Source organism: Horticoccus luteus, assembly GCF_019464535.1.
Classification (GTDB): domain Bacteria; phylum Verrucomicrobiota; class Verrucomicrobiia; order Opitutales; family Opitutaceae; genus Horticoccus; species Horticoccus luteus.
This window is the reverse complement of sequence record NZ_CP080507.1, coordinates 586,009-602,469: the sequence shown is the minus strand read 5'-3', so window position 1 is coordinate 602,469 and position 16,461 is coordinate 586,009. Positions and strand designations below refer to the sequence as shown.

General features: G+C 66.2%; 13 protein-coding genes. 9 read left to right on the top strand and 4 right to left on the bottom strand.

Going from position 1 to position 16,461, the window contains the following annotated elements; all coding sequences use genetic code 11:
* The gene (locus tag K0B96_RS02425) at positions 1–750 is read right to left on the bottom strand and encodes a phosphatase PAP2 family protein (RefSeq protein WP_220163430.1); all 750 of its coding nucleotides are present in this window, start codon (positions 748–750) and stop codon (positions 1–3) included.
* 79 nt (positions 751–829) lie between these two features.
* Between K0B96_RS02425 and K0B96_RS02420 the strand changes: the two genes are divergently transcribed.
* The 5 genes from K0B96_RS02420 (at position 830) to K0B96_RS02400 (ending at position 7,166) form a co-directional block, all read left to right on the top strand.
* Entirely contained in the window at positions 830–1,957 is a 1,128-nt protein-coding gene (locus K0B96_RS02420; protein ID WP_220163428.1) for a peptidylprolyl isomerase, read from the top strand.
* Positions 1,954–3,312, top strand: a complete 1,359-nt coding sequence (locus tag K0B96_RS02415) for an amidohydrolase (RefSeq protein WP_220163426.1) — start codon at positions 1,954–1,956, stop codon at positions 3,310–3,312. The genes K0B96_RS02420 and K0B96_RS02415 overlap by 4 nt, the downstream gene beginning before the upstream one ends.
* A complete protein-coding gene (locus K0B96_RS02410) occupies positions 3,309–3,812 on the top strand; it encodes a YybH family protein (RefSeq protein WP_220163424.1) in 504 nt (167 codons plus the stop codon). Before K0B96_RS02415 ends, K0B96_RS02410 begins: the two co-directional genes overlap by 4 nt.
* A 129-nt stretch (positions 3,813–3,941) precedes the next feature.
* A complete protein-coding gene (locus K0B96_RS02405; protein ID WP_220163423.1) occupies positions 3,942–4,490 on the top strand; it encodes an FKBP-type peptidyl-prolyl cis-trans isomerase in 549 nt (182 codons plus the stop codon).
* Between the two features lie 21 nt (positions 4,491–4,511).
* Positions 4,512–7,166, top strand: coding sequence for a hybrid sensor histidine kinase/response regulator (locus tag K0B96_RS02400; protein ID WP_220163421.1), 2,655 nt, complete (start codon positions 4,512–4,514; stop codon positions 7,164–7,166).
* Between the two features lie 22 nt (positions 7,167–7,188).
* On the opposite strand, the gene K0B96_RS02395 is transcribed toward K0B96_RS02400, so the two are convergent.
* Both K0B96_RS02395 and K0B96_RS02390 read right to left on the bottom strand, forming a co-directional pair.
* On the bottom strand, positions 7,189–7,989 hold the full coding sequence (locus K0B96_RS02395; RefSeq protein WP_255558814.1) for a M48 family metallopeptidase: 801 nt from the start codon (positions 7,987–7,989) through the stop codon (positions 7,189–7,191).
* Positions 7,990–8,141: 152 nt separating this feature from the next.
* Complete coding sequence (locus tag K0B96_RS02390; RefSeq protein WP_220163419.1) at positions 8,142–10,025, bottom strand: TonB-dependent receptor plug domain-containing protein; 1,884 nt, start codon at positions 10,023–10,025, stop codon at positions 8,142–8,144.
* 504 nt (positions 10,026–10,529) lie between these two features.
* Between K0B96_RS02390 and K0B96_RS02385 the strand changes: the two genes are divergently transcribed.
* From K0B96_RS02385 to K0B96_RS02370, 4 genes are all read left to right on the top strand, one after another.
* Positions 10,530–11,639 carry a homocysteine S-methyltransferase family protein gene (locus tag K0B96_RS02385; RefSeq protein WP_220163417.1) on the top strand — a complete coding sequence of 370 codons (1,110 nt, stop codon included), beginning with the start codon at positions 10,530–10,532 and terminating at the stop codon, positions 11,637–11,639.
* Between the two features lie 112 nt (positions 11,640–11,751).
* Positions 11,752–14,502 (top strand): methionine synthase, encoded by a 2,751-nt coding sequence (gene metH, locus K0B96_RS02380; protein WP_425602967.1) that lies wholly within the window; start codon positions 11,752–11,754, stop codon positions 14,500–14,502.
* Positions 14,503–14,622: 120 nt separating this feature from the next.
* On the top strand, positions 14,623–15,195 hold the full coding sequence (locus K0B96_RS02375) for a DUF4256 domain-containing protein (RefSeq protein ID WP_220163413.1): 573 nt from the start codon (positions 14,623–14,625) through the stop codon (positions 15,193–15,195).
* A gap of 57 nt (positions 15,196–15,252) precedes the next feature.
* Complete coding sequence (locus tag K0B96_RS02370) at positions 15,253–15,618, top strand: VOC family protein (protein WP_220163412.1); 366 nt, start codon at positions 15,253–15,255, stop codon at positions 15,616–15,618.
* A gap of 93 nt (positions 15,619–15,711) precedes the next feature.
* Here K0B96_RS02370 and K0B96_RS02365 read toward each other — a convergent pair whose 3' ends face one another.
* Positions 15,712–16,428 carry an epoxyqueuosine reductase QueH gene (locus K0B96_RS02365; protein WP_220163410.1) on the bottom strand — a complete coding sequence of 239 codons (717 nt, stop codon included), beginning with the start codon at positions 16,426–16,428 and terminating at the stop codon, positions 15,712–15,714.
* Positions 16,429–16,461 lie beyond the last annotated feature (33 nt).

Sequence of the window (16,461 nt, the reverse complement as noted above, 5' to 3'; positions counted from 1 at the left end):
TTAAGCGGCTTTCTTGGTCTTCAACTTCGCCGCCTCGGCGCGACACGCCTCGATCGCTTCGCGAAACGCCGGATTCTTCATTTCCCGCGCCATCACCGCCACCGCCAGTCGGCGGCCCGCGACGAGATCCGTCGGGAAATGCACGCCGCCGATCACGCGGCCCCAACCGATGTAATCGGCCCGCGCGATCAACGCCGCCCGCTGCTCGGGAAAAATCTCCGCCAGCACGCGCGCCCACACATGCGCATTGAACGCATGCCCGCTCGGATACGAATCGCTGTCGGGCCGCTGCACACACGGCTCGACCGCCACGTCCGCGAGAAAGGGTCGGGCGCGTTGATACTTTTCCTTCACCACCTGCTTGATCGGCTGCAACTCCGCCGTGAGCTGGTGCAGCAACGCGTCGAGCGCCGGAAAGTTTTCCCTCGAAAAATCCGGCCCCAGCAATCCCTCCGCGCCGAACAACGCGAACACATCGCCCTTCTCCACGAGCTGCGCCCACTCGATTTGCTCCGGCGTCCGCGCCGCCTGCATCTGCAGCACCGAGTAAAGATCGCCCTCGGCCGCCAGCGATTCCGCCGCCGGCGGCGGCGGCACGAGCTTGCTCCATTCGAGCGTGCTCACGTCCGCAAACTCGTGCGGCGCCCGCATCCCCACCGCCTGCTCCGCCATCGCGCTCCCCTGGCCGCGCACGACCGGGAGCAAAATAACCGCCAAAGCGAACACCGCGGGGAAGAAACGGGATTTCACGGCGCCGAGAAAGGCAGACGCCACGGAGGCAGGCGAGTGTTTCGTTGTGACGCACGCGAATATTCCCCAACCTGCGCGGATGAAATTACCGACTGCGCTCGGTTTGTTCGCCCTCTGCTTCGCCGCCACCCTGCCCGCCGCTGAGCCGCCCCCCGACGGCCTTTACGCCGATATCGCCACCCCGCGTGGCGTCATCACCGCCGAACTTTTCTTTCAACAAGCCCCGCTCACCGTCGCCAATTTCGTCGGCCTCGCCGAAGGCACGCTCGGCCCCGCGCCCCGCAAACCGTTTTACGACGGCCTCCTTTTTCACCGCGTCGTGCCCGGCTTCGTCATCCAGGCGGGCGATCCCCTCGGCACGGGTGAAGGCGGGCCCGGCTATGCGTTTCCCGACGAATTCGTGCCCGGCCTCCGCCACGACGCCGCCGGCATCCTCTCGATGGCCAACGACGGGCCTGACACCAACGGCTCGCAATTCTTCATCACCCTCGCGCCCGTCAATCGCCTCAACTATCTGCACAGCGTCTTCGGCCGCGTCGTGAGCGGCGCCTACGTGCTGCCCCGCATCCAGCCGCGCGATAAAATCTACGCCGTGCGCATTCGCCGCGTCGGCGCGGCCGCGGACGCGTTTCGCGTCACCGAGGCCTCCTTCGCCGCCCTCGTCGCCCGCGCCAAACCCTACCCGGCGGAGAAAACACCCGGCCCCTCCGCGCCGTTCGACGACCCCGATCACCTGCTTCCCACCGACCCGCCGCGCGCGCAGGCCTTCAACTACAAGCTCGCCAACTTCGAACGCGCCACCGGGCACCGCGTCCGCGCGCGGCTCTTCGCGAAATACACGCCCGACACGCCCGCGCAACGCCCCGGCAACTTCATCCACAAAATCGCCGAACAGCTCCACGTCGAACGCGACGGCCTCCTCGCCGTCTACTTCGCCGACATCGACAAATGGGCCCTCTGGATCGGCGACGACCTCGTCACCCGCTTCGTCGGCCAGCCCGGCACCGCCCAGCAATTCACGAAGAGCGGCGCATTTCACGAAGCGAAGCAGGCGTTCATCGCGCAAGCCCGCGCCGCGGCCGACGCCGCCTTCGCGGCCCAGAAAAAAGCCGCGTCCGCCGACTCGCCCGTGCCGCCCGCGCAACACCTCAAACTCGAAACCGATGCCATGCTCGACGGCTTGATCTTCTTCTTCGAAAAACCATGACCGCCACCCTCCGCCCGCTGCTGTTTCTGTGCGCCACCTCCGTCCTCGCGGCCGCGCCCACGCCGGCCTTGCGTCAGCTCGTCGCCGAAAAGGTCGCCGCCGATTACCCCGCCCTCGATGCCTTCTATCAAGACCTTCACGCGCACCCCGAGCTCTCCCTCCAGGAAGCCCGCACCGCCCAAAAACTCGCCGCCGAACTCCGCGCCGCGGGTTGCGACGTCACGGAAAACTTTGGCGGCCATGGCCTCGTCGCCCTCCTGAAAAACGGTCCCGGCCCCACGCTCCTCCTCCGCACCGATCTCGACGCGCTGCCCGTCGCCGAAGAAACCGGCCTCCCTTACGCGAGCGCGGCGCGCGCCACCGATCCCACCGGCCGCGAGGTCCCCGTCATGCACGCCTGCGGCCACGATATCCACATGACCGTCCTCGCCGGCACCGCGCGCGAACTCGCCGCGTTGCGCGAACACTGGTCGGGCACCGTGCTCTTCATCGGCCAACCCGCCGAGGAACGCGGCCTCGGCGCCCGCGATATGCTCGCCGCCGGCCTCTATCAAAAATTCCCCCGCCCCGATTTCGCCATCGCCGAGCACGACAGCGCCAGCCTACCCGTCGGCACCGTCGCCGTTTCGCCCGGCGCCGTCATGGCCAACGTCGATTGGGTCGAGATCACCGTTCGCGGCCGCGGCGGCCATGGCGCCTATCCGCAAATGACGAAAGATCCCGTCGTCCTCGCCGCCCGCATCGTCCTCGCACTCCAGACCATCGTCAGCCGGGAGACCTCGCCCATCGATCCGTGCGTCGTGACCGTCGGCTCCATCCACGGCGGCGCGAAAGCCAACGTCATTCCGGACGAAGTGAAACTCTCCCTCACCCTTCGCTCGTATTCCCCCGCCGTGCGCGACCACACGATCGCGGCCATCCAACGCATCTGCCGCGGCGAAGGCATCGCCGCCGGCCTGCCCGACGACCTGCTGCCCCTCGTCAACACGGCCGCCGACGTGCCCACGCCCGCGACCCGCAACGACCCCGCACTCACCCAACGGGTCCACGACGCCCTCGCCGCGTGGCTCGGCGCCGATCGCGTGGTGCCGTTCACGCCGGAAATGGGCGGCGAGGACTTCAGCCGCTTCGGCCTCACCGACGAACACGTTCCCCTCTGCCTCTTCCGCGTCGGCGCCGTCGCCCCGGAAAAAATCGCTGAAAGCCAACGCACCGGCATCCCGCTCCCCTCGCTGCACTCCAGCAAATTCGCTCCCGTGCCGGAGCCCACGATCAAGACCGGCATCACCGCCATGACCGCCACGGTCCTTGAACTGCTTACTCCCGTCATCTCCCCCGCCAACTCTCGCTCATGAACCGCCGCGCCCTCGTCTGCGCTCTCGCCTTCGCCCCTGCGGCCATCGTCGCCGCCGCTCATGCCGCGGCGCCCGCTGCACCCGCCGCGGCTCCCGCCCAACGCTCCCCGGCCGCCACCGCGACCGATCCCACCGCCGACATCACCGCGCTCCTCACGGCGCAGACGGACGCGTGGAATCGCGGCGACATCGATACGTTCATGGCCACCTACGCGCACACCGACGCCCTCCGCTTCGCGTCCGCCGATCACGTCACCTACGGCTGGCAGGCCACCCGCGATCGTTACCACGAACGCTATCCCGACCGCGCTGCGATGGGCCACCTCACGTTCTCCGATCTCGTCGTCACGCGCCTCGCCGACGATGCCGCAATCGTGTTTGGCCGCTGGCAATTGACGCGCGCCGCCGACGCTCCCCACGGCCTGTTTACGCTCACCGTGCGCAAGACCCCCGAGGGGTGGCGCATTTTTCAGGATCACACGTCTTCCGCCCTGCCCTGACTCGCCGCTTCGTCCCGCCTCGCGAGCACGCGTGACCCGAATCGCCGTGCTCGGCCGGGGCGCGACTTTTTCAACGCCCCACGTGCGCTGTTGCCAACCCGGCTCGCGGCCGCTTTGGTCGCGGCTCCCATGCCCGCGTCCCCTGTTCGCAGTTTCCTCTATCTCCTCCTCCTCGGCGTGATGTTGTTCACCCTCGCGCTGGTGGTGCGCTCCGGGATGCTCGCCCGCAAAAACCCCGGCCTGCCGATCAACGCCGGCATGCGCGAAGCCCTCGCCGAAGAACGCCCCGAACTCACCACGCACGACGCCCTCGTGATCGCCGACAAATACGGCAACGCCCACAAACAGGAGTCCGGCCTCCGCTATATCCCGCGCGCCCAAGGCACCGGCGACGCTCATCCGCACGCCGGCCAGCAATTGACCGTCAACTACGAGCTCCACCTCCTCGACGGCACGTTCATCGACAGCTCCGCGCAGCACGGCAAACCGTTCGTCTTCACCCTCGGCCAACACCAGGTGATTGCCGCCTGGGAAGAAACTTTCCCCAACATGCGCAAAGGCGAGAAACGCACCCTCATCGTCCCTTACTGGCTGGGTTACGGCGTCTCCGGCCAGCCGCCCGCCATCCCGCCCCGCGCCACGCTCGTGTTCGAAGTCGAACTCGTCGATTTTAAGTAAATCCCGCTCCGCCGCCGCGGTATGATTGACGCACCTTCGCCGGCCCGCCACGTCACCGCGATGCGCGCGCGCCCCACGATTTTTTCGCGGCTCGTCGTCCTCGGCCTCGGGGTCGCGCTCCCGTTCGTCGGCGTGCTCGGCTGGGGCCTCTATGATCAGTTCCGCACCGACCGCGCCACCACGTTGTCCGAGCTGCAACTCATCCGCCAGGTCAACGAACGCCAACTGCGCGCCTTCGCCGAATCCGCGCGTTTCAAACTCCGCCGCCTCGCGGCCGAGGATGCCCTGCGCACCAACGACCCCGCGCGCATCGACGAGCGATTTCGCGAGTTCGTCGCCCTCCACCCGGAGTTTCTCAACCTCGCTTATCTCAACCTCACCGGCCACGTCATTGCCGCGGCCAACATCCGCCCCGCCCCCGAGACGTCGATCGCCGACATCCCGCCCATCGGCGCCGCCCTGCGCGCGTCCGACTTTTACATCGGGCCCGCGTTCGCGCGTCAGATCGACGGCCGCTGGTCCTGCATGATCGCCCAACCGGTGACCAACTCCGCCGGCCAACGCATCGGCTCCCTCCTCATTCCGCTCAACCTCACCGACCTGTCCACCAGCGTGCTCACGCAGCCGCGCTCCCTTCTCAGCTCGGAGGTCGCCGTCATCGACGAACAGGGCTCCATCGTCGCCCGCCAGCCCGAGATGACGCGCTACGTCGGCCGCAAAATGCCCGAGTTCACCCGCCTCGCCGCCGCGCTCACCGACGCCCCTTCCGTCACCCTCGAGACGCATGGCACCGACGGCCAGCCGCGCACCCTTTCGCTCTCCCGCATCCCCGGCACGCCTTGGTTTGTCTACGCGTCCGTCGCCACCCCGGAAATTCTCGAAGATGCCTGGTTGAATTTCTGGCGCACGCTCATCGCCATCGTCGCCCTCCTCACCATCGGCGCCCTCCTCATTGCCCGCTACGCCCGCGCCCTCGCCCGCCCCGTCACCGCCCTCGCTGAAGCCGCCCGCGCGCAAGCCGCCGGCCGCACCGACGCCCGCGCCCCCGTCGCCGGCCCCGCCGAAATCGCCGGCACCGCCGAAGCGTTCAACGAAATGGTCTCCGCCCGCCAGCGCGCCGAAGCCGCCGTCCGTGCCAGCGAACAACGCTTCCGCATCATGGCCAACTCCGCCCCCGTCCTCATCTGGACCGCGGCGCCCGATGGCAGCATCAACTTCCTCAACGAGGGCTGGCTCACTTTCACCGGCCGCTCCATGGAGGAGGAAATCGGCTCCGGCTGGTCCGACGGCATTCACCGCGAAGATCACGACCGCGCGCTCGAGCTCTACCAACGCTACTTCGCGCAGCACGAACCCTTCGTCATCGAATACCGCCTGCGCCGCCACGACGGCGAATATCGCCTCCTCCTCGATCACGGCAAACCCCTCCTCGGCCCCGATCAACAATTCCTCGGCTACATCGGCGTCTGCGTTGACATCACCGATCTCCGGCGCGCCGAACACGAGCGCCACCTCCTTCAGAAAAACATTCAGGAAACGCAGAAACTCGAAAGCCTCGGCGTCCTCGCCGGCGGCATCGCGCACGATTTCAACAACCTCCTCACCAGCATCCTCGGCTACGCCAGTCTCACCCGTCTCGACGCCTCCCTCGGCACCCAGTCCGCCCAATACCTCGCCCAGATCGAACGCGCCTCGCTGCGCGCCGCCGACCTCTGCAAACAGATGCTCGCCTACGCCGGCAAGGGCCGCTTCGTCGTCCAGCACGTCAACCTCAACGAACTCGTCGAGGATACCACGCAACTCCTCCGCGTCTCTGTCAGCAAAAAGGCCTCCCTGCGTTTCGCCCTCGCCGCCGAACCCATCACCATCCAGGCCGACCCGACCCAGATGCGGCAACTGGTGATGAACCTCGTCATCAACGCCTCGGAGGCCATTGGCGACCGCTCCGGCACCATCGTCGTCGCCACCGGCTTGGTGCATGCCGATGCTGACTATCTCGCCCGCGCTCACTTCGCCCGCGATCTCCCCGTGGGCGAATATTGTTTTCTTGAGGTCGCCGACGACGGCAGCGGCATGGATCGCGACACCGCCGCACGCATTTTCGATCCGTTCTTCACCACCAAATTCGCCGGTCGCGGCCTCGGTCTCGCCGCCGTGCAGGGCATCGTCCGCGGCCATCAAGGCGCCATCAACGTTTACAGCGAACCCGGCCGCGGCACCACGTTCAAAGTCCTCTTCCCCGCCGCCGTCCAGGCACCCGATGCCCTGCGGCGCATCAGCGAACCGCCCCTCGCTTGGCGAGGCAACGGCACGATCCTCGTCGTCGATGATGAAGAGCCCGTCCGACTCGTGCTCACCGACTTGCTCCGCTCCCTCGGCTTCGAATCCGAGCAGGCCGAACACGGCCGCCGCGGCCTCGAAATCTTTCGCGCCCACCCCGGTCGCTTCGCCGCCGTCTTACTCGACCTCACGATGCCGGAAATGGATGGCGAGGAAACCTTCCGCCAGCTCCGCGCGCTGGACCCCGCCGTCAAAGTGCTTCTCATGAGCGGCTTTAACCAGCAGGAGGCCGTCCATCGCTTCGTCGGCAAAGGTCTTGCGGGCTTCGTGCAAAAACCGTTCTCGCTCGATACCCTCTGCGCCGAACTCCGCCGCGTCCTCGCGAAAGCGCCCTGACCGTTTCTCTCCGCCCTCGGCGTCACAGCCCGACCAGGCTGCCGTTGCGCTTGAGCCAGTGCTCCGCCTCGCGCCACGCCGGGCAGACTTCCTCGACGCGCGCCCAAAAACGCGCCGAGTGATTCATCTCCCGCAAGTGCATCAATTCGTGAAACACGATGTAGTCGCGCACGAAATCCGGCGTCTGCACCAACCGCCAGTTGAGCGAAATCGTCCCGCCGCTGGAACACGAACCCCACCGCGAACGCTGATTGCGCACCGTCACGTGCTTCACGTCCACGCCCGTCACCGCGGCCAGCTCCCACGTCCGCGCCGGCAGCTCGATCTTCGCCCGCCGCGCAAATTGCGCCTCCAGCGTCGCCCGCAAATCCCCCTCGATCCGCGCCACGCGAAACACGTCCGCCGCCAGACACACCTGCGGCCGCGCCCCCGTCGCCGCCACCCGGATCTCTTCCAGTTCGCCCCGCCACAACACCCGCGTGCCCACCGTCCAGACTTCGGCCGCGCGCGGCCGGCGCGCCTGTCTTGCCCGCGCCCGCTCCAGCCACGCTGCCTGCTGCGCCACAAACTGCTCCGCCTCCCGCTGCGAACCCCGCCGCGGGATCACCGCGACCGCCACGCCGTCGCGCCGCAACGTCAACCGGTAACGCTGCGCCGTCGCACTCCGCTCATACACCACGCCCCCCCGTGACACCGTCTCTGTCGCGGGCGCGGCCCCCACTGGCTCCGCGAATGCCCGCTCCGCCGCCGCGCGCGGCCCGGACGCCAACGGCGCCGGCGCGGCGAAAAAAGACCAGAAATCCTGCTGTCGATCCTCGTTCACGTTTTCGCCGCATTGAACGCACCGCCTGCTCCGGCGCCAGCGCGAACCCTCGTCACGTCGGTGAAGCCGTGAACGAAACGCCCGGCCCGGCCGGAAACGGTTCACGCCTCCCGGCCGCGACGTGTCGTTCGCCAGGTCCGATCAAGCCGCCATCAAAACCGCCACTCGACGCCCCCGAACGCCCCGGCGCCCCGCGCCGGATAGCCGTTCACCGCCTCGTATTTTTCGTTCAACAGATTTTCCACCCGCGCCTTAACCGCCAGCGCGGCGCTCACCTGCCACGTCACAAAAATCCGCGCGACCGTGTAGTCCTCCGCATCGATCGTCAGATAGCTCGCCGCGTCCACATCCTCGCGTTGCGCCGCGAACGCCACACCCGCACCGGCCGTGAAACCGCGCCCGAAATCATGCGAGACCTCCGCGTTCAACCCATGCCGCGGACGCCGCAACAAGCGCGAACCATCCACCCGATTTTGCGCGTCCAGATAAGTGTAGCCCACGCGCGCGTCGATCGCGCCCGCCCACGACACGGTCGCACTCAGTTCGATGCCGCGCGTCCGCGCTTTGCCAGCGTTCACCACCGTGCTCGGATAGACCGTGAAGTCATAAACGATCAGATTTCGATAATCCGTTTGAAACGCCGTCGCGCTCAACACGCCGCGTTGGCCCGGGAGATAGTAATCGACGCCCACGTCGCCACCGCGCGCCTCTTCCGGTTTTAAGTCCGGGTTGCCCACGTAATACGCACTCTGCCCGTAGAGATCCAGGAACCCTGGCGCGCGAAATCCTGTGCCGTAGCTCGCGCGCAGCTTGAGCGTGCGCCCCGCCACGAGCCACGCCACGGTCGCGCGTCCCGTCGTCGCCCCGCCGAAGGTATCGAAGTCGTCGTGACGCAATCCCGTCGTCAGATACACCTCGTCGACCGGCGAAAATTCGTCCTGGGCAAACACCGCCCACAGCGACTGGCGGCGATCGATGTCACCGAAACCGGTGTTGACCGTGTGATTCGCTTCAAGCGTCGCCCCGCCCGTCACGCGATGCCGATCCCAACCCGTGAAACTTGTTTGCGCATCGAGCACCGCGCGGCGGTTTTTCACCACCGTGGTTTGCGCCGGGGAAAAATACGGCGGATTCGGCGCCGGATTGTCCGAGACGAACCGCCGGTCCTGCCCGCCGAGAATCACGTGCGCCTGCCATGCTCCGCCCCATTTCACATCCGCAAACAGCGTGCCGAGCACGTTGTCCTCCCGCACCGTATTGTTCGGATCGTCCGTGAAACGATCGCCCGGATCGCCGTAGTCGCCGTGAAACCACCGCAACGTCGCCCCCATCGCCGCGTGTTCGCTCAACGTCCGGTCCAGCCGCAACGCCGTGGTCGCTCCGTCGAACGCATTGTTGGCCCGCGCGTTGTCCGTGTGTCCGGCCTGCACGGAAACATTGTAGGCCGCCGGCCCGCTGGCGCCCTGCGCCGCCACGCCGCCCCGCACCGTCCCAAAACTGCCCGCCTCGGCGGACACCTGGGCGCTCGGCGCGCCTGCGCCTTTCCCCGTTGTGAGCGCGACCACGCCGCCCACCGCGTCGCTCCCGTAGAGCGTGCTCTGCGGCCCGCGCACCACCTCGATCCGATCGCCCGGCGCCAGCGTTGCTCCGCCCAGCAGCACGGCGTAGTCGGTATTCGGATCGTTCATCCGCAGCCCATCGACGAGAAACAGCGTCTGGTTGGAATTCGCCCCGCGCAGGAACAGCGACGCCGAAGCACCCGGCGCGCCCGACGCGAACAACGGCGCCCCCGGCACGCCGCCCAACGCCTCCGCCAGCGAATCGATTTGCCGCCGCGCCAGCTCATTCGCGGTGAGCGTATCCACCGCCGAGCCGAGCGTTTGCGGCGCCGCCGGCGTGCGGGTGCCCGTCGTGACGAACGTTTCGAGCACCTGCGGCGCATCCGGCGTTTGCGCGTTGGCGGCCGGCGCCAGCAGCACGGCGGGCAAAGCGAGAAGGAGCCGTCCCGGCAGGCGGGACTGTGAGAACGGGTTCATGGGATTCTACTGTTGGTCGGGCAAGAGCAGAACCGCACCCCGTCACCGGAGCCCGTCACCACTCTCACGCTTCATTGTTTGCGATGAAGTTTTCGCAGACCGGCGCGCGCAATTCGCACCAGCCGCGTGAGTCTTGCGGGAGTAGATGTTCGGACTTCGCATGTGTAAGCGCGCGCGCACGTCGGAGAGGTGTCTCCGCGTCCGCGCCTCGCCTGCCTCGCTCCCGCCTTCACCGGATCGCTCCGATTGGCTTTGCCCGTGTGTGCCAGCGGGCCGCGCCGAGATCGACGAAGCCCTCACACGGTGGGAGTCTGTGATGCGTTACCGCAGCGCAACTGTGGCCGATTTTCACGGCCTTCCCTGTTTCCCGTAAGATGAAAAGAACTCTGGCGGCCGCACGCTCGTCAGCGGTCCCCAACCTCACAAGCCTTATTATCCATCAACGCATCGCTATGACCTGATATGTCGCTTGCCTTCCCTCGACCCGAGCCCACGCTGCGAACCATGGCCGACCCGCTTTTTCCCTCCGCCTCCGCGACGGCCGACGCTGCCCGCCGCGCCGCGGTGGCCACCGCCGGACTGCAGGCGCTGTTCGCGCAACGCATCGCCGTTCTCGACGGCGCGATGGGCTCGATGATCCAGACGTTCGGGCTCGACGAAGCCGCTTACCGCGGCACCCGCTTCGCCGACCACTCGCACGATCTGCGCGGCGACAACGACCTCCTCTGCCTCACGCGCCCCGATCTTATCGAACAGATTCACCGCGACTATTTCGCCGCCGGCGCCGATCTCGTCGAGACCAACACCTTCAACGCCACGCGCATCTCCCAAGCCGATTACCGCCTCGAATCCATCGTCACCGATCTCAACACCGCCGCCGTCGCCGTCGCGCGCCGCGCGGCACTCGCCGCCGAAGCCGCCACACCGGGCCGCCGCTGTTTCGTCGCCGGCGCCATCGGTCCGCTCAACCGCACGCTTTCGCTTTCGCCCGACGTCAACCGCCCCGATTTCCGCGCCGTCACGTGGGACGACGTCGTGGCCGCCTACACGGAGCAAATCCGCGCGCTCCTCACCGCGGGCGTCGACGCGCTGCTGGTCGAAACGATCTTCGACACCCTCAACGCCAAAGCCGCGCTCTTCGCCATCGAAAGCGTTTTTGACGCCGCCGGTTTCCGCGTGCCCGTGATGATCTCCGTCACGATCACCGACGCCTCCGGTCGCACGCTTTCCGGCCAGACCATCGATGCGTTTTTCCACAGCATCGCGCACGCCCGTCCGTTTTCGGTCGGCGTCAACTGCGCCCTCGGCGGCGCCGCCATGCGCCCCTATGTCGAAGAACTCGCGCGTCTCGCGCCGTGCTACGTCACCTGTTATCCGAATGCCGGCCTGCCCAACGCGTTCGGCGGTTACGATGAAACGCCCGACCAGATGGCCGCGATCCTCGGCGAATTTGCCGCCTCCGGCCTGGTCAACCTCGTCGGCGGCTGCTGCGGGTCCACGCCGGATCATATTCGCGCCATCGCCGCCACCGTGCGCGCGCATGCCCCGCGGCAGGTTCCCCCTCAATCTCCCGCGCTCCGCCTCAGCGGCCTCGAAGCCCTCACACTCGCGTAAGACTCGTCCGTCGCCGACGGGAAACGCCAGGCACCACCCTTCACGCGGCAAACCTTCCGATCATGACTTTCATCGCCTTTCCGCTTTCAGGGTTTCCGCCTCTTGAGTCTTCATTGGAGGTTGGGGCTGGAAGCTTGGAGTTTTCCGCATGAGCACCGCCGCCTCCTCCTTTCTCGTCATCGGCGAGCGCACCAACATCACCGGTTCGCCGAAATTCTCCAAAGCCCTCAAAGCCGGCGATTGGGATGCCTGTCTCGCCATCGCCCGCCAGCAGGTCGAGAGCGGCGCCAATATTCTCGACCTCAACGTCGACGAAGCGCTCATCGACGGCGAGGCCACGATGGTGAAGTTCCTCAACCTCATCGCCGCCGAACCCGAGATCTGCCGCGTGCCCATCATGCTCGACTCCTCCAAATGGAGCGTGCTCGAAAAAGGCCTCCAGTGCCTCCAGGGCAAAGGCATCGTCAACTCCATCTCGCTCAAGGACGGCGAAGCCGAGTTTCTCCGTCGCGCGCAACTGATCCTCCGCTACGGCGCCGCCGCGGTCGTCATGGCCTTCGACGAAAAAGGCCAGGCCGCCTCGCGCGACGACAAGGTTCGCATTTGCACGCGTTCTTATCAGCTCCTCACCGAAAAACTCGGTTTCCCCGCCACCGATCTCATCTTCGATCCCAACATCCTCACCGTCGCCACCGGCATCGAGGAGCATAACAATTACGCCGTCGATTTCTTCGAGGCCACCGCGCTCATCAAGCAAACCCTGCCCGGCGTCAAAGTCAGCGGCGGCGTCTCCAACGTCTCGTTTTCTTTCCGCGGCAACAACCCCGTGCGCGAGGCCATGCACACGGCGTTTCTCTACCACGGCATCCGCGCCGGCCTCGACATGGCCATCGTCAACGCCGGCATGCTCGGCGTTTACGACGAGATCGATCCCGCCCTGCGCGAACTCGCCGACGACGTCCTCCTCAATCGCCGGCCCGACGCCACCGAGCGCCTCATCACCCACGCCGAAGCGCTCAAAGCCGCCGCCGACGCCGCCAAAGCCGGCGGCCAGCCCGTCGACCAGGTGGCTGCCCAAGCGTGGCGCGAACTGCCGGTCGAGGCGCGCATGTCGCACGCGCTCGTCAAAGGAATCGACACGTTCATCGTCGAAGACACCGAGGAGTGCCGCCAGAAATTCGCCCGCCCGCTCGAAGTCATCGAGGGCCCGCTCATGGATGGCATGCGCGTCGTCGGCGATCTCTTCGGCGCCGGCAAAATGTTTCTCCCGCAGGTCGTGAAATCCGCGCGCGTCATGAAAAAGGCCGTCGCTCACCTCACCCCGTTCATGGAGGAGGAGAAACGCCGGCACATCGCCGCCGGCGGCATCGCGCAAGCCCAGGGCCGCATCGTCCTCGCCACCGTGAAAGGCGATGTCCACGACATCGGCAAAAGCATCGTCGGTGTCGTGCTCGCCTGTAACAATTACGAGGTCATCGACCTCGGCGTCATGGTGCCGTGCGAGAAAATCCTCGCCACCGCGCGCGAGCAAAAGGCCGACATCATCGGCCTCTCCGGCCTCATCACGCCTTCGCTCGACGAGATGGTGCACGTCGCCAAGGAAATGAACCGCGAAGGCTTCACGCTTCCCTTGCTGATCGGCGGCGCCACGACGAGCCCCGCGCATTCCGCCGTCAAGGTCGCCCCCGCCTACGCGCCCGGCGTCGTCCACGTCCTCGACGCCTCGCGCGTCGTCAACGTCGTCAGCGCGCTCCTCAGCGAAACGCAAAAGCCCGCGTTCCTCGCCGACAACTTTGCCAAGCAGGAACGCCAGCGCGCCGACTTCGCCGCCCGCCGCAGCCGCAAGCCGCTCCTCTCGCTTGCCCGCGCCCGCGAGCGCCGCCCGATTTTTGATTGGGCGCAGACCGACATTCCCGTGCCCGAATTTCTCGGCCTCCGCGTCTTCTCCTCCGCCGCCGGAGAACTGCCGCCCGGCACGCACCGCTTTTCCCTCGAAGAACTCGCCGAATTCATCGACTGGGGACCCTTCTTTTCCGCGTGGGAAATCCACGGACGGTTTCCCGATCTGCTCACCGACGAAGTCGTCGGCGCCGAAGCCACGAAACTGTTCGCCGAAGGGAAAGCTCTGCTCCAGCGCATCATCGCCGAACAGCGTTACACCGCCAAAGCCGTCCTCGGTTTCTGGCCGTGCAACGCCATCGGCGACGACGTCGAACTTTACACCGACACCGCCCGCACCGAGGTGCTCGCGACGTTCCATCAACTGCGTCAGCAGATGGAAAAACCCGCCGACCGGTTCAACCACTGCCTCGCCGATTACATCGCGCCGAAAGACTCGGGCCGGCTCGACTACCTGGGCGGCTTCGCCGTCACGGCCGGCCACGGCGTCGAAGCCTTCGCCGCCGAATTTCGCGCGGCGCACGATGATTACAGTGCGATCATGGCGCAGGCCCTCGGCGACCGCCTCGCCGAGGCGATGGCCGAGATGATGCACAAAAAAGCCCGCGCATTCTGCGGTTTTGGCAAAACCGAAAACCTCGAAATGAAGGATCTCCTCCGCGAAAAATATCGCGGCGTCCGTCCCGCGCCCGGTTATCCCGCCTGCCCCGATCACACCGAGAAACCTACGCTGTTCGCCCTTCTCAACGCGACCGCCACCACCGGCATCCACTTGACGGAGTCGTGCGCCATGCACCCCGCGAGCAGCGTCAGCGGTTGGTATTTCAACCACCCCGAAGCGAAATACTTCGGCGTGGGTAAAATCGGCCACGACCAGGTCGAGGATTACGCCCGCCGCAAGGGCCAGTCCGTCGCCGAGGTCGAGCGCTGGCTGGGACCGTATCTGGATTACGACCCGCGCTGAGTCCCCGTAACGCCGGTCGCCCGTGCCCACCACGGAACCGAATTGACGCTCTTCTTCGCGTCGCGATTCTTCCCGGATTCCTCGACGCGCGATGCGCGTGAATCCCCCCCCCAACCTCCGATGAAAAGCGTGAAGGCCCCGAAAGAACTGACTGCCAAACAACGCGACGAACTGCTCGCCACGTTGCAGACCCGCTTCGAAAAAAATCCCACCCGCCACACGGCCGTGGATTGGAAAAAGGTCCTGTCTCGCCTCCTCGCGCACCCCGAAAAACTCTGGTCCCTCGCCGAGATGGAGCGCACGGGCGGCGAACCCGACGTCGTCGGCCACGACAAGAAATCCGGAGAGGTTCTCTTCATGGACTGTTCGCCGCAGAGCCCTGAGCCGCGCGCCAATCTTTGCTACGACCGCGCGGCGCTCGACGGCCGGAAAAAATTCCCGCCGAAGGGCTGCGCCACGGAACTGGCCGCCGCCATGGGCATCGAGATCCTCGACGAGGCCCAGTATCACGCCCTGCAACAGCTCGGAGAATTCGACACCAAACGATCGAGCTGGCTCAGAACGCCCGACGACGTCCGCCAGCTCGGCGGCGCGCTCTTCGGCGATCGCCGTTTCGGTCGCGTTTTCATCTATCACAACGGCGCGGACTCCTACTACAGCGGCCGCGGCTTCCGGGGCGCGCTCAAGGTCTGAACCAGCCGCCCGCTCGCCTGTCTTTGGCGGGACAGGAAACTCAACCCGGAGCGAGCCATGATCACCTACCAGGAAATCGCCTTTACCGCCTACCCCGTCACCGACATCGCCCGCGCCCGAAAATTCTACGAAGGCATCCTCGGCCTCAAGCCGAACGCGCCCGTGAAACCGGATGCCAAGTTCATCGAATACAACATCGGCAGCGGCTGCCTCGCCATCGGATCGTCACCTAACTGGCCGCCGTCCAACGACGGTCCTTCGAGTGCGCTCGAAGTGACGGATTTCGACGCCGCGGTTGCCACGCTCCGCCAACATAAAGTGGAATTTGTGATCGGGCCGATGGATACACCGATGTGTTTCATGGCCACGGTTCGCGATCCCGACGGCAATCGGCTCACGTTGCACCACCGTAAATCCGGCTGAGTCCGCCCGCCGCACCCTCAACTCACTGGGCGGATCGAATCCCGCCCGCCGCCGGCCCGCGATCCGCTTTCCGCGCGCGTCATTTTCCCCGGCTCACGCGTCCGCTGGTCCGGCCGAATGGCCGTCCTTGCCCGATCCACCCGCCGGCTCACCGTCGGCGACGCCGTAAAACTTCTCGCCGCGCGCGATCCGCTCCCGGCCGTGATCCATGCGCCACTTGTTCGTGTCGCGCAGCGAATACACACAGCCGCAGTATTCCTGTTGGTAAAACTGTTCGCGCTTCGCGATCTCGACCATCCGGTTCGCGCCCCCGAGCTTCCGCCAGTTGTAAGTCCAATAGGTGATCCCGGGATATTTGGCCGCCACGCGTTCGCCGCTCGCGTTGATCTGATCCATATCCTTCCACCGTGAAAGGCCGAGGCAGCTCGTGATCACGGGAAACCCGTTTTCATGCGCATAGAGCGCCGTGCGATCGAACCGCATATCGAAACACATCGTGCACCGGGCGCCCCGCTCCGGCTCCCACTCCAAACCTTTGGCGCGGGCAAACCAGTTGTCGGTGTCGTAGTCGGCGTCGACAAAGGGCACGCCTTCCTTTTCGGCAAAGCGGATGTTCTCCTGCTTGCGCAACTCGTATTCCTCCCGCGGATGGATGTTCGGGTTGTAAAAGTAGATCGTGTAGTCGATGCCCGAGGCGCGGATCGCCTCCATCACCTCGCCGGAACAGGGCGCGCAACACGAATGCAGCAACACCTTCTGGTGCCCGTGCGGCAACTCCAGTTTCGGACGATTGAACGATGAACCTGACATGATCGCACAGGGGTATTCCCCGCGGGCGGTGGC

Coding starts and splice junctions, on each gene's coding strand:
- K0B96_RS02365 (WP_220163410.1), bottom strand. CDS start 16,428: ATGTCAGGTTCATCGTTCAATCGTCCGAAACTGGAGTTGCCGCACGGG.
- K0B96_RS02410 (WP_220163424.1), top strand. CDS start 3,309: ATGAACCGCCGCGCCCTCGTCTGCGCTCTCGCCTTCGCCCCTGCGGCC.
- K0B96_RS02420 (WP_220163428.1), top strand. CDS start 830: ATGAAATTACCGACTGCGCTCGGTTTGTTCGCCCTCTGCTTCGCCGCC.
- K0B96_RS02400 (WP_220163421.1), top strand. CDS start 4,512: ATGATTGACGCACCTTCGCCGGCCCGCCACGTCACCGCGATGCGCGCG.
- K0B96_RS02405 (WP_220163423.1), top strand. CDS start 3,942: ATGCCCGCGTCCCCTGTTCGCAGTTTCCTCTATCTCCTCCTCCTCGGC.
- K0B96_RS02390 (WP_220163419.1), bottom strand. CDS start 10,025: ATGAACCCGTTCTCACAGTCCCGCCTGCCGGGACGGCTCCTTCTCGCT.
- K0B96_RS02370 (WP_220163412.1), top strand. CDS start 15,253: ATGATCACCTACCAGGAAATCGCCTTTACCGCCTACCCCGTCACCGAC.
- K0B96_RS02415 (WP_220163426.1), top strand. CDS start 1,954: ATGACCGCCACCCTCCGCCCGCTGCTGTTTCTGTGCGCCACCTCCGTC.
- K0B96_RS02385 (WP_220163417.1), top strand. CDS start 10,530: ATGGCCGACCCGCTTTTTCCCTCCGCCTCCGCGACGGCCGACGCTGCC.
- K0B96_RS02375 (WP_220163413.1), top strand. CDS start 14,623: ATGAAAAGCGTGAAGGCCCCGAAAGAACTGACTGCCAAACAACGCGAC.